The sequence below is a fragment of the Isoptericola sp. NPDC055881 genome (genome assembly GCF_053615895.1).
In genome coordinates, this window is the sequence record NZ_JBSHCR010000021.1 from 23840 (window position 1) to 49640 (window position 25801).

Below are 25801 nucleotides of genomic sequence, written 5' to 3' on the forward strand. Positions count from 1 at the left end.
CGCCCGCCGGCACGGGGGATGTCCCCCGTGCCGGGACGGGCGCCCGTCAGTAGCGGTAGTGGTCCGCCTTGTACGGGCCCTCGACCGGCACGCCGAGGTACTCGGCCTGCTCCTTGCTCAGCTCGGTGAGCCGCACGCCGAGGGCGTCGAGGTGGAGGCGCGCGACCTTCTCGTCGAGCACCTTGGGCAGGCGGTAGACCTGGCGCTCGTACTGGCGCTCGTCGGCGGGGCGCGCCATGTCGACGAACAGCTCGATCTGCCCGATCACCTGGTTGGCGAACGAGTTCGACATGACGAACGACGGGTGGCCGGTCGCGTTGCCCAGGTTGAGCAGGCGGCCCTCCGACAGCACGATGATCGACCGCTCGCGGCGCCCGTCCGCGGCGGGCAGCGTCCACTCGTGCACCTGCGGCTTGATCTCGGTCTTCACGACGCCCGGCACGGCCGCGAGCCCGGCCATGTCGATCTCGTTGTCGAAGTGCCCGATGTTGCCGACGACGGCCTTGTCCTTGAGCGCGAGCATGTGCTCGACGCGCACGACGTCCTTGTTCCCGGTGGTCGTGATGACGAAGTCGACCTCGCCGACCACGTCGTCGAGCCGCGCCACCTGGAAGCCGTCCATCGCGGCCTGCAGCGCGCAGATCGGGTCCACCTCGGACACGATGACGCGGGCGCCCTGGCCGCGGAACGCCTCCGCCGCGCCCTTGCCGACGTCGCCGTACCCGCAGACGAACGCGACCTTGCCGCCGATGAGGATGTCGGTGGCGCGGTTGATGCCGTCCGGCAGCGAGTGGCGGATGCCGTACTTGTTGTCGAACTTGGACTTCGTCACCGAGTCGTTCACGTTGATCGCCGGGAAGATCAGCTCGCCCGCCTCCGCGAGGTGGTAGAGCCGGTGCACGCCCGTCGTCGTCTCCTCCGTGACGCCGCCGATGCTCTGCGCGACCGTCGTCCAGCGCAGGGGGTCGGACTCGAGCGCCCGGCGCAGCACGCCGCGCACCACGTTCATCTCGTGGGTGTGGTCGGGCTCGCCAGGCAGCGTGTCGGGCGGCACGACGCCCGCGCGCTCGTACTGCAGCCCCAGGTGCACGAGCATCGTGGCGTCGCCACCGTCGTCGAGGATCAGGTTGGGGCCGCCCTGGCCGTTCTCCGTGCCGTCCTGCGTGCCCGGCCACACCAGGATCTGCTCGGTGCAGTCCCAGTACTCCTCGAGGCTCTCGCCCTTCCAGGCGAAGACGGGCACGCCCTGCGGGTCGGCCGGGGTGCCGTGCGGGCCGACGGCGATCGCGGCCGCGGCCTCGTCCTGCGTGCTGAAGATGTTGCAGCTGGCCCACCGGACCTCGGCGCCGAGCGCCACGAGCGTCTCGATGAGGACGGCGGTCTGCACCGTCATGTGCAGCGAGCCGGCGATGCGGGCACCGGCCAGCGGCTGCTCCTCGCCGAACTCGGCGCGCAGGGCCATCAGGCCGGGCATCTCGTGCTCGGCGAGCCGGATCTGGTGCCGTCCTGCCTCCGCGAGGGCGAGGGAGCGCACCTTGTAGCGGCCGGGGGCCTCGTCGAAGCCGGTGGTGCCGGGTGCCTCAGCGGTCGTGGACATGGTCGCCCTCCTGGACGTCTCGGGTTCATGTCGGTCGCGCTGGGGGCTCCCGTCTGCGCGTGGCTCCGCGGCCGTCGTCGACGGCGGGCCAGCACCCAGGGTAGTCCGCGGCGCGCCAGGGACGCAGCGAGGCCGGCACCCGCGAGGGTGCCGGCCTCGTGCACGAGGGACGCGAGCGTCAGAGCTTGGACTTGCGGTAGCCCGCGTTCCGCGCTGCGGCCTCGGTGGTGAAGCACTCCTCCGGCTTCGTCACCTTGTAGTACCGGCCGCCCGGCACGTGGTAGATCCAGTCCGTCGAGTGCGACGTCGTCTGGTTGCCCTTGATCGGCGCCCAGCTGGGGCAGTTGTACTCGCTGACGGGCGTGGTGCGCGACGGCTTCTTGCCCTGCCTGACGAGAAGGGTCTGCGTCTTCGTCCTGACCTTCGTCGCGGACCAGACCTTCGCTCGCGACGACGTGAGCCGGTACGTCTTGTACGCGACCCGCGTCGTCACGCGGTAGGTGCCCGCCTTCAGCGCGACGGCCTTCTTGTTCTTGGCGACCGTCGTGCCGGACTTCTTCACCGTGAGCGTCTTGGACCTCACGGAGACGTGGCCCGTGGCGGACACGCGAGGCCGGACGGTCACCTTCCTCTGGTACGGAGCGGTCTTGGTGCCGATCTTCTTGATCGTCACCTGGGTGGTGACCGCGGCCGCCGTCGGCGCAGCGAGCGTGGCGGGGACGACGGCGAGCGGTGCCGCCAGCAGCGTCACGGTCGTGACGATCGCGGCGAGGCGGCCGCCACGACGCGCGGGCGAGGTCTGCTTCACGGGCTTCTCCTGGGGTGCGCCGACGGATGGTCGGCAGGTGCGGTGTACGACACCGGTCCGACCGGCGGACGGACGTCGACGGGACGTCCGCCGGGGCGATGGTGTCGCGCGTCAAGTATGTGAGCGCTCCGCCCGTGCCTGATCCGTCGTCGCCCGACTTCACCCGGTGTGGCCCGGGTGATCTTCGCCGCACCCAGGAGGGCGGCGCTCCCGGCACGGCCGGCGCGCCGCCCTCCCCCGCTCAGTTCGACACGCGCCACCAGGAGCAGCCGTACGCCTCGAAACCGACGTCGCCGGGCAGGACCCGCCAGTAGCCGCCGCCGGTGAACTCGGTGGACTCGTCGATCGCGGCGTGCGTCATGGCGAAGCCGTTGAGCGCGGCGACGTAGCAGACGTCGTCGGAGAAGGCCGGGCCGGCCGTGCGGTAGAGCCCGGGCTTCAGCTGGCCGCCGGCGGTGCCGACCTTGTAGATGCCGTCGGCGGGCGTCGACGTCCGCACCGCCCCGTAGGCCGCGTACCGCCGCCAGGTGCCGCAGCCGGTGGTGGAGAAGTACTTGTCGGTGCTCCGGACGGTCACGATCGTCTGCCCGTAGGTGAGCCCCGCCCAGACCATCTTCTTGGACCCGTCGAGACGCTTGACCACGCAGCCCGACGAGGACCCGGGCGCCACGTACGTGCCCGCCTTGATCTGGGTGCCGACCTTGTAGACGCCGTTCTTGGTCAGCACCGGTGCGGGCACGGTCACGCGTGCGGTCGCCCCGGAGGTGCGCGCGGTGGGGTAGTAACCCGACCGGACGCCCTTGATCGTGACGGAGATCCGCTTGCCGTACTGTGCGCCCGCGAGCTTGATCGACGACCGCGTGGCGCCCTTGATGGGCGTGCCGTTCGCCCGCCACTGGTAGCGCCACGACGACGGTGCCGGCGTCCACGTGCCACGGCTGCTCACCTTGAGGGTGGAGCCGACGCGTGCGCTGCCCGAGATCTTGGGTGCGGACGTCTTCGAGTACACCCGCAGCACGGTCGACGCCGCGCTGGTCACCGACCTCGTCGTGTAGCCCGCGCGGCTCCCGGTGACGGTCACGGTGAGCTTCTTGCCCGCGTACTTCGACGGCAGCGTGTAGGTCGACCTCGTCGCCCACCGGATCTTCGTGCCGTTGACCCGCCACTGGTAGCGGTAGGTGGACGCCGACGGCTTCCAGGTCCCCTTCGCGACAGAGACCTTGGCGCCGACGCGGACGGTGCCGCTGATCCTCGGCCGCGGCGCGGTCAGGACCCCGGCTGCGACCCTGGTGGCGGCGCTCGTGCGGTACGTCGTGGTGTAGCCCGCCTTGGTGCCGGTGACGCGGACCGTGAGGTTCTTGCCCTTGACGGCGGCGGTGGGGGTGTACGTCGACGCCGTCGCCCCCGAGATCGCCGCGCCCGAGGCGTACCAGCGGTAGGTCACGGCGGTGCCGGACGTCCAGGTGCCCCGGTGGGCCGTCACCTTGGAGCCCACACGGACGGTGCCCGACAGCGTCGGCGTGGGAGCGGTGAGGACGCCGGCCCCGACGGTCACGGGCGTGGTGGTCCGCGTGGTCTCGTAGCCCGGGCGCGTGCCGGTGACCGCGACCGTCAGGAGCCTGCCGCGGTCGTCCGCCGTCGGCGTGTAGGACGCCGTGGTCGCGACGGTCGCGGTGCCGGTCGCCCGCGCGACGGTCCAGCGGTAGGTGAGGGTCGCGTCGGCGGGCCACTGCCCCGGCACGACCGTGATGCGGCTGCCGACGCGGACCGTGCCCGACAGGGCCGGCGCGTCGCCGGCGATCGTCCCGGCCGTCACGGCGGCGGTCGTCGCCGTGACGGTGGCGGGCTCGTAGCCCTCGGCCGTGCCGCTCGCGACGACGGTGAGGGGGCTGCCGAGGTCGTCCACGACGGGCACGTAGGTGTCGCCCGTGCTGACGACGACGTCACCACGGCGCCACTCGAACGTGGGCTGGACCGCCGGGGCCCAGGCCCCCGCCACCGCGGTGAGCGACTCGCCGACCCGAGGGTCGCCGGTGATCCCGAGCTCCCCGGGGGTGATCACGCCGGGCGCGACGGCGGCGGCGGCCGGCACGACGACCGACGCGGACGAGGCACCGTCAGGCGCCGTCCCGGTGATCTCGACGCTCAGCACCCGTCCGACGGCGTCCGGAGGGACGACCAGGGTGCCGTCCTGCCCCGCGAGCTCCTGGTCGTCGGCGAGCCAGCGGTAGGAGTAGGCCAGCTCGGCGCCCGCGGGCGTCCAGAGGTCCGCTCGCGGGTCCACGGAGACCTGCTCGCCGACGCGCAGCGTGCCCGTCAGCGTGAGCTGCTCGGGTGCGGGCGCGACGACGTCGGTCGCGGTGGTGGGCGACGTCGGGTCTTCGGGCTGCTCGACGGCGACCTGGCCGGTGGGCGAGGGGTCGGTCGCGGCGACCGCGGCGGGCGCGACCACCAGCGGCGCGACCACGAGGGAGAGGGCGGCGACGAGCGCCGTCGTCCGCGCGCGGTGTCGCGCGCGGACGGGCAGGACAAGTTCCACGGGTCCTCCGGGACTCGTGCCGGCCGAGGGGTCGGCCGGCGAGGGTGAGGCACGGCCACGGGGCCACGTCGGCGTCAGTGCCGGTCGCCGCGGCGCGCGTCGGGCGGGCTCTGGCGGTGCTGCGCCGAGTATGAGGCCCGGGGCACCCTTCTGGGGACCAGGTCCCGCCCGGGGCAATTTTTTCACCCGCTCCCGGAGCGGATTTCACCCGGGCCGCGACGGTGCTGCGCCGCCGCCGTGGCGGGCGCGAACCCGCCCCGGTCGTGACCGTGATAGACGTAGATCTTGCGTTTTTTTGGTCCTCTCTTCACCAGGGACATTCCTGCCAGACCTGCCGGATCGTGGCCCGCGCCACACTCTTGGCGCCTGAATTGTGACGGGCGTCACGCTGTAGATCACATTCAGGTAACGATCAGTGCAGTGTGCTGACCAGCCAAAAGGCAGTGAATCCCCAGGACAACAAGGAATAACCCCGCAGATCGGACGCACCTTCTCGGTTCGCCACGGCACCCGTCGGCATAGGAGGGTGCTTGATGCCCTTGTGCCCACCGGAACCGCGGAAGCACGGGAACCCGTGACCGGTGCTCGACGCACCGCCCGGCGAACCGTGGGTACATCCGAACGTGATGGAAGGTGGCGAGCCCTGCCCGTATGTCGGGAGACAGCAGTACCACCACAACGCCCGCCGAGACGCCCGCGGTGACCCCCGCGGTCTCGGTGCGAGGCGTCTACAAGGTCTTCGGTCCCAAGCCCGCCGAGGCGGTGCGCCGCCTCCAGGCAGGCGCGACGCGTGACGAGGTCAAGAACCACGGGACCGCCGCCGTGATCGACGCGTCCTTCGACGTGGCCCCCGGCGAGATCTTCGTCGTCATGGGCCTCTCCGGCTCCGGGAAGTCGACGCTGATCCGCATGCTCAACGGCCTGTGGACCCCGACCGCGGGCGACGTCCTCCTCGGGGACGCCAACCTCGCGACCGTGGACGGCAAGCGCCTGCGCGAGCTGCGTCGCACCCGGGTGAGCATGGTCTTCCAGCACTTCGCGCTGCTGCCGCACCGCACGGTGCTCGACAACGCCGCGTACCCCCTGGAGATCCAGGGCGTCGGGAAGACGGAGCGGCAGGAGAAGGCACGGCAGGCGCTCGACCTGGTCGGCCTCTCCGGCTGGCAGGACTCCCTGCCCTCCCAGCTCTCTGGCGGCATGCGCCAGCGCGTCGGGCTGGCCCGCGCCCTCGCGGCCGACACGGACGTGCTGCTGATGGACGAGGCGTTCAGCGCCCTCGACCCGCTCATCCGCTCCGAGATGCAGGAGCAGCTCCTGGAGCTCCAGGAGAAGCTCGGCAAGACGATCGTCTTCATCACGCACGACCTCAACGAGGCCATGCACCTGGGCGACCGGATCGCCGTCATGCGCGACGGCCGCATCGTGCAGATCGGCACGGCCGAGCAGATCCTGTCCGACCCGGCGAACTCGTACGTCGAGAAGTTCGTCGCGGACGTCGACCGGGCGCGCGTGCTCACCGCCTCGACCGTCATGCAGCGCCCGCGCCTCACGGTGCCTGCCGGCGGAGGGCCCCGCCAGGCGGCTCGCGAGATGCGCGAGGCCGAGGTGTCGGGCGCGTTCGCCGTCGACCGCCGCCGCGTGCTCAAGGGCCTGGTCCGCGCCGACGACGCCGTGCGCGCCACCAAGGAGGGCGTCGAGAAGCTCGCCGGCCTCATCGACGCCGACGTGACGTCGGTGCACCAGGACACTCCGATCGCCGAGCTGTTCGCGCCGGCCGCGGAGTCCGCCGTGCCGCTCGCGGTGGTCGACGACGAGGGTCGCCTCGTCGGCGTCGTGCCGCGCGTGACGCTGCTCGAGGCCATGGCCGGGGAGGCCGTCGACAACGGCAACGTCTCCACGCCGGAGAAGACGCAGGAGATGTCGCGACAGGCACCGGCCGACGACGAACCCGCCGGGACGACCGAAGGAGCCCCGGCATGATCGCCGCCGCCACCACCGACACCCTCGTGCCCCGCATCCCGGTCGGCGACTGGATCGAGACCGCGATCGACTGGGTCACCGACACCTTCGACCCGCTCTTCGACGCCGTCAAGACCTTCTTCGAGACGATCTACGACGGTCTGGACTGGGTGCTCAGCACCCCGCCGTTCTTCGTCGTGGCCCTCGTGCTCGCCGCGATCGCGTTCTGGGCGCGCGGGTGGAAGCTCGCTCTCGGCTCGCTGATCGGCTTCGTGCTCATCGCCTCGATGGACCAGTGGGACAACGCCATGGACTCCCTGGCGCTCGTGCTGCTCGCGTCGGTCGTGGCGCTCCTGATCGGCATCCCGCTCGGGATCTGGTCGGCGCGCAACGAGCACGTCTCGCGCGTCGTGCGGCCGATCCTCGACTTCATGCAGACGATGCCCGCCTTCGTCTACCTGATCCCGACGGTCGTCATCTTCCTCACCGGCCCCGTGCCCGGCATCATCGCGACCATCGTGTTCGCCCTGGCCCCCGGGGTCCGGTTCACGGAGCTCGGCATCCGCCAGGTCGACTCCGAGGTGGTGGAGGCCGGCCGCGCGTTCGGCTCCACCGACCGCCGCATCCTGCGCCAGATCCAGATCCCGCTGGCGATGCCCACCATCATGGCGGGCGTCAACCAGGTGATCATGCTGGCCCTGTCGATGGTCGTGATCTCCGGCATGGTCGGCGCGGGCGGCCTCGGCGGCGACGTCGTGGGCGCCCTGTCGAGCGTCGACATCGCCCTCGGTTTCGAGGCCGGCCTCGCGGTCGTGTTCCTCGCGATCTACCTCGACCGCGTCACCTCCGCCCTCGCGGACCGCTCGCCGGTCGCCAAGGCGCTCAAGGCCTCGCGCTGACCCTCCCGCCCCTCGCCCGTGCGGCGGCCGCGCCGCACGGGCACCTTCAGGAAGGACCATCCATGAATCTCGGACGACACACCCGCCGCGCCGCCGCCGTCGGCGGCACCCTCGCCCTCGCCGTCACCCTCACCGCCTGCGCGTCGGACGACGACGGCGGCTCGAGCACCGGCTCGGGCGACGAGAAGGAGATCACGATCGGCATCCCGTCCGGCTGGGACGAGGGCATCGCCGTCTCCAACCTCTGGGCCAAGGTGCTCGACGAGAAGGGCTACGACGTCGAGACGAAGACCGCCGACATCGGCGTGGTCTTCACCGGCCTCGCCGGTGGCGACATGGACGTGCTCTTCGACACCTGGCTGCCGCTGACGCACGCCAGCTACGTGGAGAAGTTCGGCGACGACATCTCCGACCTCGGCACCTGGTACGACGACGCCAAGCTCACCATCGCCGTGAACGAGGACTCGCCTGCCAAGACCATCGGCGACCTGGCGAAGTACGCGGACGACTACGGCAACAAGCTGGTGGGCATCGAGGCCGGCGCCGGCCTCACCAAGGTCACCAAGGAGGACGCCATCCCGACCTACGGGCTGGAGGACCTCGACTACACCATCTCCTCGACCCCCGCGATGCTCGCCGAGCTCAAGGGTGCCGTCGACAAGGGCGACAACATCGCCGTCACGCTGTGGCGCCCGCACTGGGCCTACGACGAGTTCCCGATCCGCGACCTCGAGGACCCCGAGGGCGTCATGGGCGACGCGGAGCAGATCCACACCTACGGCGCCGGCGACTTCGCCGACCGCTACCCCGAGCTGGCCGGCTGGCTGAAGAACTTCACGCTCGACGACGACCAGCTGTTCTCGCTCGAGAACCTCATGTTCAACGACGACCAGTACAAGGACGACCCGGAGGCCGCCGTCGACGCGTGGCTCAAGGCGAACCCGGACTTCGTCGACCAGGTCACCGCCGGCTCCGCCGCGAAGTGACCCCTCGCCGAGGTAGTCACCCACCTGCCGAGGTAGTCACCGAACCGCCGAGGTAGTCACCGAACCGCCGAGGTAGTCACCGGACCGCCGAGGTAGTCACCGAACCGCCGAGGTAGTCACCGAACCGCCGAGGTAGTGCGTGCCCAGCCGGACGCGCACTACCTCGGCGCTCGCGTGACTACCTCGGCGCTCGCGCTACTACCTCGGCTCCATCTCGACTACCTCGGCGCGGCCTGAACTACCTCGGCTCGACCTCGACTACCTCGGCGCTCGCGTTACTACCTCGGCGCTCGCGCTACTACCTCGGCTCGGCGTGAACTACCTCGTGCTGGCGGTGGCGGTCTGTACGGTGACATGGTGCCCCGCCCCCTCCTCGGTCCGCTCGGCCACGACCGCGACCGGCTGCACCTGGTCCTCATGCTCGCCCTGACGTTCTCGACCGGCATCGCCGACGCGGTCGGCTACCTCGGCCTGGACCGCGTCTTCACCGGGAACATGACGGGCAACGTCGTGATCCTCGGGATGGCGCTGGCCGGCGGGGACGACCTGCCGGTCACGGGTCCGCTGCTCGCCCTCGGCACGTTCATGGCCGGGGCCGCGCTGGCCGGCGTGGTGCTGCGGCCCGTGCAGGTGGGCTGGACGGCCCGCACCACCGGGCTCCTCGCCACGGTGGGGACGCTCCTGGCCGCCATCACCGTGCTGCTCGTCGTCGCCGAGGACGACCTGCCGCACGCCGTGCAGCTCACCGTCACGGGGCTGCTCGCGCTCGCGATGGGCACGCAGGCCGCGACGGCGCGGCACCTGTCGGTCAAGGACGTCACGACCGTCGTCGTCACCTCGACCATCACCGGCCTCGCGGCCGACTCGCGGCTCGCCGGAGGTTCCGGCAAGCACGCCGGGCGACGCCTCACCGCGATCGCCCTCATCTGCGCGGGCGCCGCCGTCGGCGCCCTGCTGCTGCAGGTCCACCTGGCGTGGGGCGTGGCCGTCAGCGCCGTGCTCACGCTCCTCGTCGCCGCCCTCGGACACACCACGGAGGAAGCCCGATGACGTTCGTCCCCCCGACCCCCCACCCGACGCGGCCCGACCTGCGCGGCACGTTCGGGATGGTCGCCTCCACCCACTGGCTCGCGAGCGCGAGCGCACAGTCCGTGCTCGAACGGGGCGGGAACGCCTTCGACGCGGCGGTGGCCGGCGCGTTCGTGCTGCACGTGGTGGAGCCGCACCTCAACGGGCCCGGCGGGGACCTGACGGCGATCCTCGCGACGGCGGACGACCCCGGCCGGCCGCGCGTGCTGGTCGGGCAGGGCCCCGCACCCGCGGGCGCCACGATCGCGCACTACCGCGACGTGGAGGGACTGGACCTCGTCCCCGGCTCGGGCGCGCTCGCCGCGGCGGTGCCCGGCGCGGTCGACGCCTGGCTCCTGCTGCTGCGCGACCACGGCACCTGGACCGTGGCGGACGTCCTCGCCCCCGCGCTCGGCTACGCGCGCGACGGCCACCCGGTGCTCGCCGCCGTGTGCCGCACGATCGACGGGGTGTCCGAGCTGTTCCGCGACCACTGGCCCACCTCCGCGGCGCGCTGGCTCCCGGACGGACGAGCCCCGCGGCCCGGCGAGCTCGTCACGAACCCGGAGCTGGCCGCCGTCCTCGAGCAGGTCACGACGGCGGAGCGGGACGCGGCCGCGACCGGAGCCGACCGGGGCGGCGCCGTCGACGCCGCCCGTACCGCGTGGCGCACCGTCGTCGGCCAGGCGGTCGAGGAGTTCGTGCGCACGCCCCACCGCCACGCCGACGGCCGCGACCACGCCGGCGTGCTCACGGCCGCGGACGTCGCCGGGTTCGAGGCCACCTTCGAGGACGCGGCGACGATCGACTTCCGTGGGTACACGGTGGCCAAGACCGCCGCCTGGGGGCAGGGCCCCGCCCTGCTGGAGGCGCTGCGCATCCTCGACGGGTTCGACGACGCGCGGCTCGACCCGTCGACCGAGCTCGGCGCGCACACCGTGCTGGAGGCGCTCAAGCTCGCGCTCGCCGACCGCGACACCTGGTACGGAGACCTGCACGGAGACCCGCGCGGCGACCCGCGCGGCGACGACGGCGGGGTGCCCCTCGACGTGCTGCTCTCCCCCGGGTATGCCGCGGAGCGCCGGGCCCTGATCGGGGACCGTGCGTCGCACGACGTGCGTCCCGGCGACGTGCCAGGCCGCCCGACGCCCGCCGTCCCCCCGCTGCGCACCACCTACGCGACGAACGTGCCCGCCGCCGCGCTCCCCGGCGCGCCGACCGGCGGCGCGACCGCCGGGATCGGCGAGCCGACCGTCGTCGTGCCGGCTGCCGTGGGGACCGCACCGCTGAACGGGGACGGCCTGGAGACGGACGCCACGGGCGCGACCCGCGGCGACACGTGCCACCTGGACGTCGTGGACCGCTGGGGCAACATGATCAGCGCGACGCCGTCGGGCGGCTGGCTGCAGTCCTCCCCCACGGTTCCCGGCCTCGGGTTCGCGCTCGGCACTCGCCTGCAGATGACGTGGCTCGACGAGGCGTCGCCGTCCCGCCTGGAGCCAGGTCGGCGGCCGCGCACGACGCTCACCCCCACGCTCGTCCTGCGCGACGGCGCCCCCGTGCTCGCGTGCGGGTCGCCCGGGGGCGACCAGCAGGACCAGTGGCAGCTCGCGTTCCTGCTCCGGGTGCTGGTCGGCGGCTACACCCCGCAGGAGGCGATCGACGCCCCCGCCCTGCACACCACGTCCGCCCCCGGCTCCTTCTGGCCGCGCACCTGGACGCCCGGCGGCGCCGTCGTCGAGGACCGGCTGGGCGCCGACGTCCTCGCCGGCCTGGCGGAGCGCGGCCACGCGCTCACGCTCGCCGGCGACTGGGCGCTCGGGCGGCTCAGCGCCGTCACGCGCGACCCCGCCACCGGCGTGCTGGGCGCGGCCGCGAACCCGCGCGGCGCGCAGGGGTACGCCGCCGGCCGCTGAATCCGACCGTTACGAGCGGGCACCCGCCAGCAGCCCGGGAGCGGGCTCGGCCGTCGGCGGACGCGCGCTCGTCCTGCGCCGCAGGAACGGGGACGCGTCGAGCAGCGGACGGTAGTCGTACTCGATCCGTTCGGCACCGAACGCCAACGAGTCGCGCAGCCGCTCGCCGGTGACGGGACCGGCGGCGAGGTCGAAGCGCTGCGGGCTGCGGAACTTCTCCACCGAGGCGAAGTAGTCGTAGAACTTGAACACGCCGCCGCGCGGCGAGCCGGAGGCCAGCCAGGCGTTGGGGATGCCGTAGGCGTCCGAGACGATGAGCCCGTGCAGGGACGACGTGACGATCCGCCGGCACGAGAGGAGCTCGCGGACGACCGCCTCGACGTCCCCGCGCGCGAAGTCGATGAGCTTCACGCCTGGCCCGAACGTCGCCCGCGCCCAGCGGCGCTCGCTCCACCGGACCGCCACCCCGTACTCGTGCGTGACGGGCACCTTCGGCCGGTAGTACAGCGGGAGCAGCAGGGCGGGGTCGCCGTAGACCTCGGGCACGTCGATGCCGAAGCCCTTGGACGCACCGAGCTTGGCCCGGGTCAGGGGCCCGCGGACCGCGGTGTATTGCGCGTCCGGCGACACCTCGGCCCTGCCCTCGGTGCCGTAGGTACCGCTGCCCCAGACGACGGAGCCCGCGGTCGCCTGGCTGATGATCGAGCCGATCACCATGTAGTGCGGCTTCTTCCGGTCGGCGACCGCCACCTTCCTGCCCGTCATCTGCCGCACGAGCCACGGCGACAGGAGGTCGCCGAAGTTGGGCCGGTAGGTGAAGTAGTTGAGCGGCACCGTGCCGTCCGTCTCGATGAGGTCTGCCACCTCGTAGTCGTCGAGCAGACGACGCGAGGAGCGGCCGCCGGGGGCGTCCGGCGCTCGGCGGCCGAGGCCGGACCGCGCCACCTCGGCGAGTCGGGCTCGGACGGAGGAGGAGGTCGGCATGTGCGCTCCGATGCTTCGGTCGATTTTCGTATAAGTCCGATCAGACTACACGGATATCGTCGCCCACCGCCGAGACCGAACGGCACGCACGACGGGAGCACGCGACGGCCCGCCGGAGACCTGCTCCGACGGGCCGTCGCGCTGATCCAGTGCGGCGGCGCTCAGCCCAGCGTCACCGCGTCGAGTGCGTCAACCATGCCGTCCCCGAAGAACGAGTTCTCCTCGGGCGTGCCGACGCACGCCGGCCCGACCGGCGTCGTGCCGCAGGGCCGGTCGTCCGCCTGGGCGCGCACGGCCTGCTCGAGCATCGCCGGCGTCCAGTCGGGGTGCGCCGACTTCATGAGCGCGAGCACGCCGGCCACGTGCGGCGACGCCATCGACGTCCCGCTCTTGGTGTCCCACGTGCCGTTCAGCTCGGTGGAGACGATCGCGCTGCCGGGAGCGGCGACGTCGATCTTGCCGAGCCCCCGGTTGGAGAACGAGCTCAGCGCGCCCGTGCGGGTCACCGACGAGACCGTCACGACGCCGTCCGCCTCCGTCGGGATGTCCTCGCAGCCGGAGTTGATGGTGCGGTCCACCGGGGTCGAGTCGTTGGGGCTCGACGTGTCCTGCGTGTTGTTCGCCAGGTCGGTGGACGCGTTGCCCGCGGCCGCCGCGTGCACGGCGCCCCGGTCGGTGGAGAAGTCGATCGCCCGGCGCACGGCCTCCTTGACGGCCGCCTGGTCGGGCTGGTCCTCGCACCAGTACATGAACGGGTCGATGTAGTACGAGTTGTTGGTGACGTCCATGCCGTGCAGGCCGGCCCAGACGAATCCGCAGACGGCGTACTCCGGGTAGATGAAGCCGTCGTCGTTGACGACCTTGACCGACGCCATCTTCACGCCGGGCGCGACACCGACGATGCCGAGGCCGTTGTCCGCCGCCGCGATCGTGCCGGCCACGTGGGTGCCGTGGTCCGACGTCGTGGGCAGCCAGCCCGTGGGCGACGTGTCCGGACGCCCGGCCGTCGTGCAGTTCACCGACGCCGCGGTGTCGACCTGGGTCGCCAGGTCGGGGTGGGTGGCGTCGATGCCCGAGTCGAGCACGCCGACCAGCACGTCAGGCGAACCGGGGTTGATCTCGATCGCCTGGTCCGCCTTGATCATCGCCATGTCCCACTGGGTGGCCTCGCCCGGGTCCGGGACGGCGGTCGCGGCGTCGTCGCCGCCGACCTCGGCGCCCGGCTTCTTCGTCACCGCGGACTTCCACGGCCCGCCCTTGGCACCCGGCACGTCGGCGACCGCCGGCGGCGTGCTCTCGGAGACCGGCACGGTCCGCGTCAGGCCGACGGACTCGACGGCGTGACCGCTCGCGCGCCGCACCACGTCGGTCCGGAAGCTCGCGTGCGCGGAGTGCGCGACGACCACGCCGATCTCCGGCCAGGACTGGACGACCACCCCGCCGGCAGCGACGACGGCCCGTTCGGCGAGCCGCGTCTGGCCCGGGTTGGCGTGCTTGGCATTGACGACGTACGAGAAGGTCTGGCCGTCGGGCGTGACGACCGGGACCGGGGTGGACGGCGGTTCGGCGGCGGTGTCGCTGGCGACGGCGGCACTGCCGACGCCCGCGAGCAGGAGGGCTGCGGTGGCTCCGACGGCAACCAGACGCGCGCGATGGGTGGTGCGCATGCTCATGGTCTCCCCTTCGTGAGGCGCGGCCGCCACGACGGCGGCCGTCAGGGTGACAGTAGATCGAGAGCGCGCTGAATGTGAGGTGAACCACATCGACCAGGAGGCGGCCCCGGGTCAGAGCGAGCGCACCAGCCGCTTCAGCGTCCGCCTGTGCCGCGAGAAGTCGAACGACCAGTCGGACTTGTACGCCTCCTTGGACCACCCGCCCTCGGGGTGCCGGACCCGCGGCGGGTTCCAGAGATAGTGCAGCCGCACGCCGAGCGGGAGCGCGACGAGCACCTCGTTGCGGGCCGTGTAAGCCTCCTGGGTGAGCACGATCATGTGCTCCAGCCGCTCCGCGAAGATCGCGTTGAACATCGCCGACCCGCCGAACCCGGCGACGACCCGCGCGTTCGCGAAGATCGCCGCCTGCCGGCCGAGCGAGTAGTCCTCGGGGTAGACGACCTCGAAGCCCGCCCGGGCGAAGTAGTCCTCCACGTCGGGCCGGTTGAGGCACCTGCGGTTCCCGAGCGTGTCCCGCCGCGAGGCGAACACGCGGTCCCAGGTGGGCCCGGGCTCCGCCGTCAGACCGTCCCGGATCCGCCGCCACACGGCGCGGATCTCCGGGTGCACGTAGTAAGGCCGCGCGTTGTGGAACATCGGGGTCGCCGCGTACATCGACTCGAGGTACACGGGGTGGTCGACCGCTACGACGTCCTCGGCCGCGATGCCGTAGGCCGTGAAGACCGTGCGCTCCAGGGCGGGGTCCCGCTCCCCCGCATACCGCAGCCGGAAGATCGCCTTGAGGTCCGGGTCGTCCTGCTTCGCCTGGTCCCACCCCCAGAGCCGGGAGATGACCTCGGTCATGAGGTGGCCGTAGTGCCCGGAGTTCTCGGAGTCGAGCAGGTAGTACGACCCCGGCAGGTCCTCGGTCGGGCGGGCACGGTCCGGGATGCGCGCGAAGCTCGCGTTCGCGTCGACCAGGCGCCGGTTGCGGGTGTTCGACAGGTGGTGGCGGAACGAGTCGGGCAGGATCTCGTTCGCGGTGAAGGTCAGGGCGTGGCTGACCAGCCCCACGCGGCCGCTGTAGTGCCGCAGGTGCAGCGGCGGCACGTCGACCGTCGGGTCGAGCCCGCGCAACGGCTTGGACGCCCCGTGCGACTCGATCGTGGTGTGCGACGCGAACCGCTGGGCCGGCAGCCGCGCGAGCTCGTGCACCGTCGTGTCCTGCAAGGCGCGCGTCGACAGCATCCGGTCGGCCCACTCGTCGGTGAGCTTGAGGTAGTGCCTGCCCTGCTTGCGCACCACGATCTCGCCGGGATCCTGGCGCACCTCGGCCACCGCGCGGGACAGCTCGGGACGGTCGCCGCCCGGCTCGCCCTCCGAGAGGGCGCGGGAGAACGCCGCGAGCCGGACCTCGAGCGGGTTGCCCTTCTTGTACCCCCGCAGGGCCGACCGGGGGATCACGTACTCGCCCCCCGGCGTGAGGTGGAAGAGCAGCCGGCGCATCGCCGCCTCGTGGTCCCGCGGCCACCGGTACCGCGTGTCGACGACCCGGTCGACCGGTCCGTGGACCTGGAGGTGCCAGTGCGGGTTCGCCTCCTCGTCCCACCGCAGGAACCGGTGGTGCACCCCGTCCAGGTGCCACTCGTCGTGCCACGTCGGGGCGATGACGAGCAGGTCGTCCTCGCGGTAGGGCGCGAGGAGGGCGCGCAGCTCGTCGGGAGGCACGTCGTCCGCGATGACCGCGACGCGGCGCCTGCGGCCGGCGTCTGGGGCGCGCGCGTCGTCCGAGGGGTCAGGTGCCACGGCGGTCTCCTCGCGCAGGGGTCGCGAGGTCCCAGTATGCGTACGTGCCCGCCACGGGTCACGTCCGCGGACGGCGCGCCGGGAGACCGGCGCGCCCCCTACGGCCGCAGGCCGGAGGCGACCGCCGGCTCGAGGTAGGGCGCGAGCGTCCGCGAGAACGTCGCGGTCAGGTGCGAGGCGTCGAAGTAGACCACGAGGTCCCCGACCACGGCCGGGCAGACGTCCTTCGTGCAGGTGAACCCGGTGAGGTCGAGGGTCGACACCGCCGGGTCGTCGAGGGCCTTCGCCGCGTCGTACAGAGGGTCGGGCGGGAGCCACTTCGACCGGGGCCCGGCACACTCGTCGGGCGACGACGCCTCGGCGAGGCAGTTCGGCACCGAGGGGATCGTGTGCTTCGGGTACGGCATGTCGCGCACGACGAGGGCCGGCGCGCCCGTCGCGGCGAGGTCCTCGAGGTATCGCGTGTACCCCTGCGCGACGGCCGCGTCGTTGTCCGCGGGGGCGGTGTCCGCCGCGGCGTACGGCGTCAGCTGGGACGTCACGACGAGGTCGAACCCGCCGTCCCGGACCTCGTCCAGGACGCGCTGCCCCCAGGCGTAGCACCCCTCGGCGTCCTGCGCGGTGCCGATCTGCCAGCGGGCGTCCGAGGTGGGGCACCGCGACGCGACGAACGTGGTGAGCGACCAGTCGTGCTTCTCGGCCAGCTCCTGCAGGGGCGGCAACAGGTTACCCGCGTGCGAGTTGCCGATCAGCGCGACCCGGGTGCCGGCGTCGGGATCGCCGTAGTGGCACGTCGCCGTGCCGTCGAACGGCGGGGACTCCCAGCAGCCGTCCGCGTACGCGCTGGGCTTGTCGTCCGCCGCCTCGGCCGGGTCGAGGAGGAGGTCGCCGTCGCCCGTGACGTCGCAGTCCGCCCCCGGGGCCAGTGCGGCCGCGCCGACGCAGGGTCCGTGCGCGGCCTGCGCAGCCTGCGCGATGTTCGCGTCGACCCGCGCCTGCAGCGCGACGGACCCGCCGAGGGCCGCCCCGCCGATGAGCGCCGACGCCGCCAGGGCCACCACGACCGCGCGCCCCGACCCGGCACCGGGGCGACCGCGCCGGAACCGGTCCTCGACGAACGGCTTCGTGACCGCGGCGAGCGCGAGCGCGCCCGCGAGGACGCCGACCCGGGCGAGGAGCCCGGGGTTGTGCCCGAGGGCGAAGGGCACCAGCACGACCAGCGGCCAGTGCCACAGGTACACGGAGTACGAGACGTCACCCAGCCACTGCACCGGCCGCAGGTCACCGAGCTGCCGGGGCGACCACCGCGTGCGGTCGCACCCTGCGGCGATGACGAGCGCGCACCCGACGACCGGGAGCGCGGCGGTGTAGCCCGGGAACGGGAGCTTGCCCGTGTAGGTCAGGACGGCGGCCAGGATCATCGCGAGGCCGAGCCAGGCCACCGGGGTGCGCCAGCGCGGCGCGAGCCGGACCGTCACCGTCGCCAGGAGCGCACCGACGCCGAGCTCCCAGAGCCGCGTGGGGGTCACGAAGTACGCGCTCGCCGGGCGGAGCGCCGTCGCCACGACGGACCACCCGAACGACACGACGACGATCACGGAGATGGCGATCGACGCGCGCCGCACGAGGTTCCCGCCGCGGCGCGCGGTCCACCAGGCGACCAGGGTCAGCACCAGGGGCCACAGCAGGTAGAACTGCTCCTCGACCGACAGGGACCAGTAGTGCTGCACCGGCGAGGCGGCGGCCTCCGCCCCGAGGTAGTCCACGGACGAGGCGGCCAGCGACCAGTTCTCGACGTAGAGGGCCGACGCGCCGATCTCCCGCAGGGTCCCGGCCCACATCGTGCTCGGCGCCAGGAGGAACGTCGCCGCCGCGGTCACCAGGAGGACGAGGAACGAGGCGGGCAGCAGCCGGCGGACCCGTCGCGCCCAGAAGTCGCGGAGGTCGCGGCCGTGCCGCGGCGGGCGACGGAGCAGGTGGGACGTGATGAGGAAGCCGGAGATGACGAAGAAGACGTCGACGCCGACGAACCCGCCCGGCAGCCTTCCCGGCCACAGGTGGTATGCCACCACGGCGGCGACCGCGACCGCGCGCAGCGCCTGGATGTCGGTCCGCGCCTCCCGCCCGGGCGACGCCTTCGTGCCCGCGCTCTGAGTCACGGCCTGAGCGCTCTCCAGCACACCTGTCCTCTCGTCGATCGACCGGGCCCAGACGGGCCCCGACACGCTACGCCCGGCTGCCCCGCCCGGCGCGTCCGGCTACCGGCGCGCCAGGCGCCGTCGGACGCCGGCGGTCAGCCGGCCGAGACCCCGGCCGGCGCGCCCCCGCGGCCGGGCTGCCGGCTCCGGCAGGGGCGGCAGCTCGAACGGCCGTCCGGCACCAGGCCTCGGCGGCACGGGGAACGCGTCCAGGAGCGCGTCGAGCGAGATCGTCAGGTCGGGCAGGGTCGCGTCGCCACCCAGGGCGACGAGGTCGAGCGCCGCGAGGTCCTCGGCGAGGACGTCGTGCGTCGCGACCCGGGACTCCTCCAGGGTCGAGAAGAAGTCCTCGAACTTGAACATGTCGCCGCCCAGCGGGTGGTCCGACACCCGGAGCCAGACCCACGGCACCTCGTACGCCTGCGCCACGATGACGCCGTGCAGCGACGTCGACACGCACACGTCCGCGGACGCGATCTGGTCGACGACCCGCTCCAGGCTCTGCGAGACGTCCACGACCGTGACGCCGGTCGTCGGGTCGTCGCCGAGGTACTGCTGGTGCGCGTAGTGCGGCACGAAGGCCACCTTGGCGCGCGGGCCAGGGCCGGGTGCGGCGGGCTGGTAGAAGCGGGGCAGCAGCAGGCCCGGGTCGCCGTACACCTCCGGGACGTCCCAGCCGAGCTTCGTCACGAGCTCCTCGCGGGTGCGGCGGCCACGGACCGCGTGCACCCGGACGTTCTTCCGGCCGCCGAGCCGCTCGAGGGTCGCGCCCCCGAGCGGGTCCATCAGCCCCGTGCCCCACACGTCCACGTCGGGCCGGTCGATGGACCGGAAGATCGACCCCACGCTGTAGAGCGCGGGCCGCAGGTGCCGCTGGCGCCGGGCGTTGACCGGCTCCATCCCCGAGATCCGCTGCACCAGCCACGGGCCGATCGCGTCACCGAAGTTCGACCGCTCGTCCCACCAGAAGACGGGGACCTGCCCCTTCTCGAGGGCCGCGACCTTCACGCCCTTGGCGGGTGTGCGTCGTACGGCGCCGTCCAGCCACCGCACCCAGCGCACGACGAGGGTGGCGACCTCGGCCAGCTCGGCCCGCCGGGGCGAGTCCCGGACCGGGCTGCGACCCAGCACGTGGTGCTGGACCGGCTCGGCGAGCAGCGGGGCCTTGCCGATCAGGGCGTTGCGCAGCGCTCGCCGGCTCACGGTGCTCGCGCCGGTCACCGTCGTCGTCGCGGCGCCGTCCGCCAGGACGACCTGCACCTCCCACTCGTCGGGCGACGTCCCGGCGACGACGGAGCATCCGTCCGGGCGCGCACGCACGACGGCGCGGGGGCCGTCGGCCAGGAGACGCGTCAGCTCCTTCTCGAGCATCGCGCTCGGCGTCTGGGACATCAACACACTTCCTCAAGTCCTTCGGGGGGCCCGCCCGCCGGGGTGCGACGCGCGGTGCCGCGCACTCTACTGCGGATGGCACGCCCGACGGGACCGTCCCCGGCCCGCGGACCGGTCCCCTGCCCCGCTCGAGGACGTCAGGCGCCCAGCGGGTCCGGCTGCGCGACGCGCACCGGAGGGACCTTCTCCGGGTGCGGCTGCCCCTCGAAGACGTTCGCGTAGCTGTTGGAGATGTGCCCGACGTCGATGGTGCGGACCCCGGCCTCCGCGAGGCGCCCGGCGAGGACCGTGCCCGCGGGGCCGAGCGCGACCAGGCACAGGTCGACGCCGGGACGGTTGCGGACGTCGTCCACCAGCCGGTCCAGGTCGGCGAACGCGTTGCGCGGCTCCGAGTACACGAACTCGTGCCCTGCGAGGTTGTCGAACAGCTGCGGGACGAGGTCGAAGCGCGACCCGCGGCCGGTCACGATGGCGACCCGCTTGCCGGCCCACACCTGCCGCCACAGCTCGACCGCCTCCTCCCGCAGCGCCTGGAAGCAGTCGGGGCGGGAGACGTGGCTGTTCCCGAACCGGACCTCCGCGGGCAGGATCGGCTGGACCTCGTCCCAGATGACGGACCACATCATCGTGTTGTGCGCGGTCCAGAACGCCCGCGGCCATCCGACGAGCAGCCCGTCCCGCGGGCGCCCCAGCACGTCGCGGAGCGACTCCCTCAGCTCGCGGCTGTTGACCTGGAAGCCCAGCTTGTAGAACGGGTCGACCATGAGGCGCAGCTCACCGTCACCGAACCGCGCGAAGCTCGCCTCGCCCTCGGCCAGGGCCGTGAGCGTCTCCCGGTAGCTCATCTGGCGCGCCGCGACGAAGGCGTGCACGTCCTTCATCGTCGGTGCCGTCGTCGCGATCCGCAGCGTGCGCAGCTCGTCGGCGTTCCGGGCCGACTCCGCCCGGACCTTCTCCAGGAGCACCGACTGCGCCCGGAGCGCCTTCGCCATCGTCTGCAGCTGCTTCTGCGTCCTGGTGGCGGAGCTCTCGGCCGCCCGCGCGGCCGCCTGCGCGACCTTGACCTGCTTCTCCGCCGCGGCGGCCGAGCGCCCCAGATCTGCCGCCGCGCGCCGGGCCGCCTGCACCCATCGGCGCGGTCCGCCCATTCCCGTCTCCGTTGCCACGACTTCCCTTCCCTCTCTCTGGTGCTGGAATCTAGGCTGCCCGGGAGGACAGGGCAAGGTGGTCCCCCCGGGGACCCGCCCGGGTGCCGTCCTCTCACCGGTCGTGCGCGAACCCCCCGGCTCTGCCGCGGTTAGCATGGTCCGTTGGCCCTGTACCCCGACGAAGGCTCTCTCCCGTGGCTCTGACGCCCTCCTGCACGCCCCGCCGCACGGGTTCTCGGCCATGAGCCAGACGCTCGACGCACCCGGGCGCGTGACCGCCCCCCACCCCCCGGCGAAGGTCCTGCGGTACGAGGTCCAGGCGCTGCGCGCCCTCGCCGTGCTGATGGTGGTGCTGTTCCACTTCTGGCCCGGACGCCTCCCCGGCGGGTACGTCGGCGTCGACGTCTTCTTCGTGATCTCGGGCTTCCTGATCACCGGCCACCTCCTGCGGGAGGTCGAGACCACCGGCACCGTGGCCCTCGGGAGGTTCTGGGCGCGACGCGCGCGCCGCCTCCTGCCCGCCGCCTACCTGGTCATCGCGGTGTCGGTGGTGGTGACGCTCCTCGTCGTCCCCATGACGCAGTGGCAGCAGTGGTTCCGTGAGGCGATCGGGGCCACCCTCTACGTCGAGAACTGGGTCCTCGCGGCGGACTCGGTCGACTACCTGGCCGCGGAGAACGCGCCGTCGCCCGTCCAGCACTACTGGTCGCTCTCGGCCGAGGAGCAGTTCTACCTCGTGTGGCCGGTGCTCGTGCTGCTCGCCACCCTGCTCGCGGCACGCGGCGGCCGCTCGCGACGCGGCATGACGGGCGCCGTGCTCGCCGCCGCGACGCTCGCGTCCTTCGGCTGGTCCCTGTGGCTCACGACCTCCAACCCCTCGTCCGCCTACTTCGTCACCACGACCCGTGCCTGGCAGTTCGGCGCCGGAGCCCTCCTCGCCGTCGTCCTCGCGCGGACGGCCGTCCCGGCGGTGAGCGGGCGATGGCGCTCCCTGGTCAGCTGGGCCGGGCTCGCCGCGATCGCGGCGTGCGGCCTCGTCTACAGCTCCCGGACCCCGTTCCCCGGCACCGCCGCCGTGCTGCCCGTCGTGGCCACGCTCGCCGTCATCTGGGCCGGTACGCCCTCCGCGCGCCTCAGCCCGTCCCCGCTGATGCGCTGGCGCCCCGTGCAGTACACCGGCGAGGTCTCGTACTCCCTGTACCTGTGGCACTGGCCCGCGATCGTGATCCTCCCGTACGTGGTCGGGCACACCCCCGGCCTCGTGGAGCGCGTCGTCCTGCTGGTCGCCGTCGTGCTCCTGTCGGCCGTCACGAAGCGGTACGTCGAGGACACCTTCCGGTTCACCCACCGCTGGGGCCTGCAGCGCACCGGTCGTGCGCTCGGGCTCACGGCCGCGACCGCCGCCGTGCTCGCCCTCGTCGCGGGTGCCGGGCTGGCCGTCGCGGACCATCGCGCGCAGCAGGAGGAGGAGCTCGCGGCCCGGCTCGTCGCGGACATGCCGCCGTGCTTCGGCGCCGGGTCGATGGACCCCGAGAAGCCGTGCGAGAACCCCGACCTGGACGGCATGCTCGTCCCCGCGCCCGAGGCCGTCGGCCGCGACTTCGCGAACTACCCCGACTGCTGGGTGGACGGCGACGAGGACCGCCTCAAGGAGTGCTCGTTCGGGCCCGTGGACGACCCGAAGGTCCCGCACGTCGTCCTCATCGGCGACTCGCACGCGCGCGCCATGCTCCCCGCCTTCATCGCGATGGCGCAGGAGGGCACGATCAGCCTCACGCCCCAGCTCAAGGCCACCTGCGCCTGGACCACCGGGACCATGAACTACGACAACCCGCTGCGGTCCTCGACGTGCGAGACGTGGAAGGACCAGCTGCAGCCGTGGCTCCTGGACCACGCGGACAACATCGACCTCGTCGTCACGACCGGCTACCTCAAGATGCTCTCCGGCGACGCCGACCAGCAGCGCGACGAGATGGCGGCGGCCTGGCGCCCGGTCGCCGCGAAGGGCGTGCCGATCGTGGGGCTGTCGGACAACCCGTACCACCCCACGGGCCCGTCGCGGTGCCTGGAGAAGCTCGACGTGATCGAGCCGGACAGCTGCGACACGACGCGCAAGAAGGCGTTCCCGTTCCCCGAGACCTTCGCCGCCACGGCGCGGGAGGTGCGGGGCGCGAAGTTCGTCGACCTGACGGACTACTACTGCCTCGAGACGACCTGCCCGTCCGTCATCGGCGGCGTCAACGTGTACCGCGACAACAGCCACCTCACGACGACGTACACCAAGACGATGTCGCCGTACGTGCTGCGCGAGCTGCGCGCGGCCGGCGCGCTCGACTGACCCGCATGACCGTGCTGGCCGGCCTGGCCGGCCTGGGCGTCGTGCCCGCCGCGCCGCGTCAGTCGCGCAGCGCCCACGGCCAGTCGTAGAACGGGTCGGCCACGGACCAGCCGTCGCCGTAGCGCTCCGCGAGGAACGCCTCCGGGCGGGCGGGCACCAGCAGCTCGTGGCCCTTGAACGTCAGGGTCCGCGGGGGCAGGACGATGTCCGTGTCGATCGTCCGGAGCTGCATCTTCTCCATGTGCAAGGACGTCGTCGCGCCGTCCACGAACAGCGGGAACACGTCGACGTGGAGCTTGGTCTGCGGGTCGTGCAGGTGGAAGTTCGTGTAGGAGTTGGGCCGCGAGACCCGCCAGCCCTTCTCCTGCAGGCTCCGGCGGAGGTCGGCGAGCAGCGGCTCGCCCTCGGCCCGGTCCGCGGCCTGCAGCGGGACCATGAGGTCGACGTCGTCGTCGTGCGCGAGGAAGTCGCCCTCGCGCACCGCGCCCAGCAGCGTGCCGTAGGCCAGCATCGTCGGGTAGCCGCAGGCCTCGAGCACCTCCGCCGCGTGCTCGATGGTCGCGATGTAGCCGTCCGACTGCTCGCGGAGCCCGCCCACGTCCACGATGCCGTGCCGGGTGAGCACCGCCCGCGGTGCGCCGAGCACCTCGCCCGCACGGTTGACCTCGTCGCCGAGCCGGTGCAGGTCCGCCTTGGAGCGCAGGACGAACTGGAACGCGCGCATCGACGTCGCCGTGCCCGGCGCCCGGTACCGCTCCGCCGCCAGCAGGTGGCCCAGCAGGGCCCACTCGTCGTCCGAGAGGGCCTCGTCGTCGCCGAGCCGGTCCGTCGGCAGCAGGGACGCGAGCAGGCGCTGCTCCGTGGCGTCCGTCGTCAGGAGCCCCTCGCGGGCCCTCTGCGCCAGCCGCGCGAGCACCTCGGCCCGTGCCGTGCCGGCGGCCTCCGGCGACGCGAGCACGGACTCGTCGACCGGCTGCCCGGTCAGGCGCGACAGCAGCTCCAGGGTCTGGCGCACCACCCGGTCGGAGTCCACCGTGACGACGAGGTCGGGGCCGGCGTCCGCGCGGCCGACCGCCACGCTCAGGGCGCGGGTGCGGACGCCGTACCCGTCGAGCCGGTTGAAGACCCGCACCTCGTCGGCGTCCACGGGCGTGTCGAACCGGACGGTCCACCACGGGCCCGTCTCCCGCGCGGTGCGGATGCCGCCGAGCCCGAACGGCGAGCGGTCGTCCTTCGTCACGTCCGAGCTCTGGGCCACCGTCGCCGTCGCGAGGTCGACCTCCACCCGCTTGCCGCGGCGGAAGAGCTCCAGCCCGCGCAGGTCGAGCTGTCGCTGCCCGTCGCGCGGGAGGGAGAACCGGATCTCCGACACGGGACCCGCGAACCGGACCGGCAGGTAGTTGGCCCCGATGCCACCGAAGTACCCCAGCGACGGGAGCAGCCGGCGGGTGCCGCCCTGCCGGAGCAGGTCGCTCGGCTCCCGGCGCGGCAGCCGCTCGGCGCGCCGGCGCGGCGCACCCGTGCGGTGCAGGAGCGGGCTGGCGTCGAGGAACGCCCGGTGGTCGAACCGGATCGCCTCGTCCGAGAAGGTGAAGACCTCTTCGAGGAGCTCTCGTGTCACGGGCTGCGCCGCCGGGTCGAACCGGTGGGGCGCGCGCAGCTTCTGGACGCCGCCGAAGTAGTCGTGGAAGGGGAACGCGCCGCCCCGGGGCGCGTCCGACTCGAGCCACGCGTTCGGGATGCCGTAGGCGTCGGCGACGACCAGCCCGTGCAGCACCGACGACACGATCCGCCGGCACGACAGGAGGTCGCGGAGCACCGCCTCGACGTCGACCCGACCGGCGTCGATCAGCAGGACACCGGGTCCGTACGTCGCCTCCGCCCAGCGTCGCTCGGTGCCGCTGACGACCACCCCGTAGTCGTGCGTCACGGGCCCCTGCGGGGCGTGGACCAGCGGGAGGAGCAGCGCGGGGTCGCCGTAGACGGCAGGCACGGGGATGCCGAAGCCCTTCGACGCCGACAGCTTGGCGCGCGTCAGTGGCCCGCGGACCGCGGTGTACGCCGCCCCGGCGGGCACCTCCGTCACGTCCTCCGTCCCGTAGGCGCCGGTACCCCAGAAGATCGTCTCGTCGGTGCCCTGGCTGATCACCGAGCCGATGACGGCGTAGTGCGGCCGGGTCCGGTCCGCGACCTTCGTCGCCCGGCCGGTGAGGCGGCCCACCAGCCACGGCGACAGCGCGTCGCCGAAGCTGGGGCGGAACGTGAAGTAGTTGACCGGCACCTTGCCGTCGGCCAGGACCAGGTCCGCGGCGACCTCGTAGTCGTCGAGGAGCCGGCGCGAACGCAGCTCGGCGACGGGGTCCGGCCGCCCGCGGCCGGCGCGAGCCTTCCCCGCTGCGCGGCCGAGCCGCTCCCGGGCAGAACGGTAGATCGACATGTCTGTGCTCCGGTGCTGAGTCGGTCAGTTGTCCAGGCCACACGCGTCGAGCACGCGGACCGACGCGGCGTCCT

16 protein-coding genes are annotated in these 25801 nt (G+C 72.9%); 6 read left to right on the forward strand and 10 right to left on the reverse strand.

Annotated features, from left to right (window positions below; all coding sequences use genetic code 11):
* Nucleotides 1-46 precede the first annotated feature (46 nt).
* The 3 genes from ahcY to ACWGKI_RS08760 form a co-directional block, all read right to left on the reverse strand.
* Nucleotides 47-1597, reverse strand: coding sequence for an adenosylhomocysteinase (gene ahcY / locus ACWGKI_RS08750; protein WP_380244616.1), 1551 nt, complete (start codon nucleotides 1595-1597; stop codon nucleotides 47-49).
* 178 nt (nucleotides 1598-1775) lie between these two features.
* A complete protein-coding gene (locus tag ACWGKI_RS08755) occupies nucleotides 1776-2405 on the reverse strand; it encodes a sunset domain-containing protein (protein WP_380244615.1) in 630 nt (209 codons plus the stop codon).
* 241 nt (nucleotides 2406-2646) lie between these two features.
* The gene (locus ACWGKI_RS08760; RefSeq protein WP_452186289.1) at nucleotides 2647-4944 is read right to left on the reverse strand and encodes a hypothetical protein; all 2298 of its coding nucleotides are present in this window, start codon (nucleotides 4942-4944) and stop codon (nucleotides 2647-2649) included.
* A gap of 651 nt (nucleotides 4945-5595) precedes the next feature.
* Here ACWGKI_RS08760 and ACWGKI_RS08765 point away from each other — a divergent pair.
* From ACWGKI_RS08765 to ACWGKI_RS08785, 5 genes are all read left to right on the forward strand, one after another.
* On the forward strand, nucleotides 5596-6924 hold the full coding sequence (locus tag ACWGKI_RS08765) for a quaternary amine ABC transporter ATP-binding protein (protein WP_380244613.1): 1329 nt from the start codon (nucleotides 5596-5598) through the stop codon (nucleotides 6922-6924).
* A complete protein-coding gene (locus tag ACWGKI_RS08770) occupies nucleotides 6921-7802 on the forward strand; it encodes an ABC transporter permease (RefSeq protein WP_452186291.1) in 882 nt (293 codons plus the stop codon). Before ACWGKI_RS08765 ends, ACWGKI_RS08770 begins: the two co-directional genes overlap by 4 nt.
* Nucleotides 7803-7864: 62 nt before the next feature.
* The gene (locus ACWGKI_RS08775) at nucleotides 7865-8788 is read left to right on the forward strand and encodes a glycine betaine ABC transporter substrate-binding protein (protein ID WP_452186293.1); all 924 of its coding nucleotides are present in this window, start codon (nucleotides 7865-7867) and stop codon (nucleotides 8786-8788) included.
* Nucleotides 8789-9145: 357 nt separating this feature from the next.
* Nucleotides 9146-9838 (forward strand): YoaK family protein, encoded by a 693-nt coding sequence (locus ACWGKI_RS08780; RefSeq protein ID WP_380245510.1) that lies wholly within the window; start codon nucleotides 9146-9148, stop codon nucleotides 9836-9838.
* Nucleotides 9835-11772, forward strand: a complete 1938-nt coding sequence (locus ACWGKI_RS08785; RefSeq protein ID WP_452186295.1) for a gamma-glutamyltransferase family protein — start codon at nucleotides 9835-9837, stop codon at nucleotides 11770-11772. The genes ACWGKI_RS08780 and ACWGKI_RS08785 overlap by 4 nt, the downstream gene beginning before the upstream one ends.
* 9 nt (nucleotides 11773-11781) lie before the next feature.
* On the opposite strand, the gene ACWGKI_RS08790 is transcribed toward ACWGKI_RS08785, so the two are convergent.
* The 6 genes from ACWGKI_RS08790 to ACWGKI_RS08815 all read right to left on the reverse strand — a co-directional run bounded on the left by ACWGKI_RS08790 (nucleotide 11782) and on the right by ACWGKI_RS08815 (nucleotide 20952).
* The gene (locus tag ACWGKI_RS08790; RefSeq protein WP_452186297.1) at nucleotides 11782-12756 is read right to left on the reverse strand and encodes a polysaccharide pyruvyl transferase family protein; all 975 of its coding nucleotides are present in this window, start codon (nucleotides 12754-12756) and stop codon (nucleotides 11782-11784) included.
* A 161-nt stretch (nucleotides 12757-12917) separates the two neighbouring features.
* Nucleotides 12918-14429: a S8 family peptidase gene (locus tag ACWGKI_RS08795; protein WP_452186299.1), complete on the reverse strand. Its 1512-nt coding sequence runs from the start codon at nucleotides 14427-14429 to the stop codon at nucleotides 12918-12920.
* Between the two features lie 111 nt (nucleotides 14430-14540).
* The gene (locus ACWGKI_RS08800) at nucleotides 14541-16214 is read right to left on the reverse strand and encodes a glycosyltransferase family 61 protein (protein WP_452186301.1); all 1674 of its coding nucleotides are present in this window, start codon (nucleotides 16212-16214) and stop codon (nucleotides 14541-14543) included.
* Nucleotides 16215-16312: 98 nt separating this feature from the next.
* The gene (locus tag ACWGKI_RS08805) at nucleotides 16313-18373 is read right to left on the reverse strand and encodes an acyltransferase family protein (protein ID WP_452186303.1); all 2061 of its coding nucleotides are present in this window, start codon (nucleotides 18371-18373) and stop codon (nucleotides 16313-16315) included.
* 99 nt (nucleotides 18374-18472) lie between these two features.
* Nucleotides 18473-19804, reverse strand: a complete 1332-nt coding sequence (locus ACWGKI_RS08810) for a polysaccharide pyruvyl transferase family protein (RefSeq protein WP_452186305.1) — start codon at nucleotides 19802-19804, stop codon at nucleotides 18473-18475.
* Nucleotides 19805-19941: 137 nt separating this feature from the next.
* Nucleotides 19942-20952: a GT-D fold domain-containing glycosyltransferase gene (locus ACWGKI_RS08815; RefSeq protein WP_380243523.1), complete on the reverse strand. Its 1011-nt coding sequence runs from the start codon at nucleotides 20950-20952 to the stop codon at nucleotides 19942-19944.
* A gap of 241 nt (nucleotides 20953-21193) precedes the next feature.
* Between ACWGKI_RS08815 and ACWGKI_RS08820 the strand changes: the two genes are divergently transcribed.
* A complete protein-coding gene (locus ACWGKI_RS08820; RefSeq protein ID WP_452186307.1) occupies nucleotides 21194-23290 on the forward strand; it encodes an acyltransferase family protein in 2097 nt (698 codons plus the stop codon).
* Nucleotides 23291-23348: 58 nt separating this feature from the next.
* Here ACWGKI_RS08820 and ACWGKI_RS08825 read toward each other — a convergent pair whose 3' ends face one another.
* The gene (locus tag ACWGKI_RS08825) at nucleotides 23349-25727 is read right to left on the reverse strand and encodes a LicD family protein (protein ID WP_452186309.1); all 2379 of its coding nucleotides are present in this window, start codon (nucleotides 25725-25727) and stop codon (nucleotides 23349-23351) included.
* Nucleotides 25728-25801 lie beyond the last annotated feature (74 nt).

Coding starts and splice junctions, on each gene's coding strand:
- ahcY (WP_380244616.1), bottom strand. CDS start 1,597: ATGTCCACGACCGCTGAGGCACCCGGCACCACCGGCTTCGACGAGGCC.
- ACWGKI_RS08765 (WP_380244613.1), top strand. CDS start 5,596: ATGTCGGGAGACAGCAGTACCACCACAACGCCCGCCGAGACGCCCGCG.
- ACWGKI_RS08770 (WP_452186291.1), top strand. CDS start 6,921: ATGATCGCCGCCGCCACCACCGACACCCTCGTGCCCCGCATCCCGGTC.
- ACWGKI_RS08775 (WP_452186293.1), top strand. CDS start 7,865: ATGAATCTCGGACGACACACCCGCCGCGCCGCCGCCGTCGGCGGCACC.
- ACWGKI_RS08785 (WP_452186295.1), top strand. CDS start 9,835: ATGACGTTCGTCCCCCCGACCCCCCACCCGACGCGGCCCGACCTGCGC.
- ACWGKI_RS08790 (WP_452186297.1), bottom strand. CDS start 12,756: ATGCCGACCTCCTCCTCCGTCCGAGCCCGACTCGCCGAGGTGGCGCGG.
- ACWGKI_RS08795 (WP_452186299.1), bottom strand. CDS start 14,429: ATGAGCATGCGCACCACCCATCGCGCGCGTCTGGTTGCCGTCGGAGCC.
- ACWGKI_RS08810 (WP_452186305.1), bottom strand. CDS start 19,804: ATGTCCCAGACGCCGAGCGCGATGCTCGAGAAGGAGCTGACGCGTCTC.
- ACWGKI_RS08815 (WP_380243523.1), bottom strand. CDS start 20,952: ATGGGCGGACCGCGCCGATGGGTGCAGGCGGCCCGGCGCGCGGCGGCA.
- ACWGKI_RS08820 (WP_452186307.1), top strand. CDS start 21,194: ATGAGCCAGACGCTCGACGCACCCGGGCGCGTGACCGCCCCCCACCCC.
- ACWGKI_RS08825 (WP_452186309.1), bottom strand. CDS start 25,727: ATGTCGATCTACCGTTCTGCCCGGGAGCGGCTCGGCCGCGCAGCGGGG.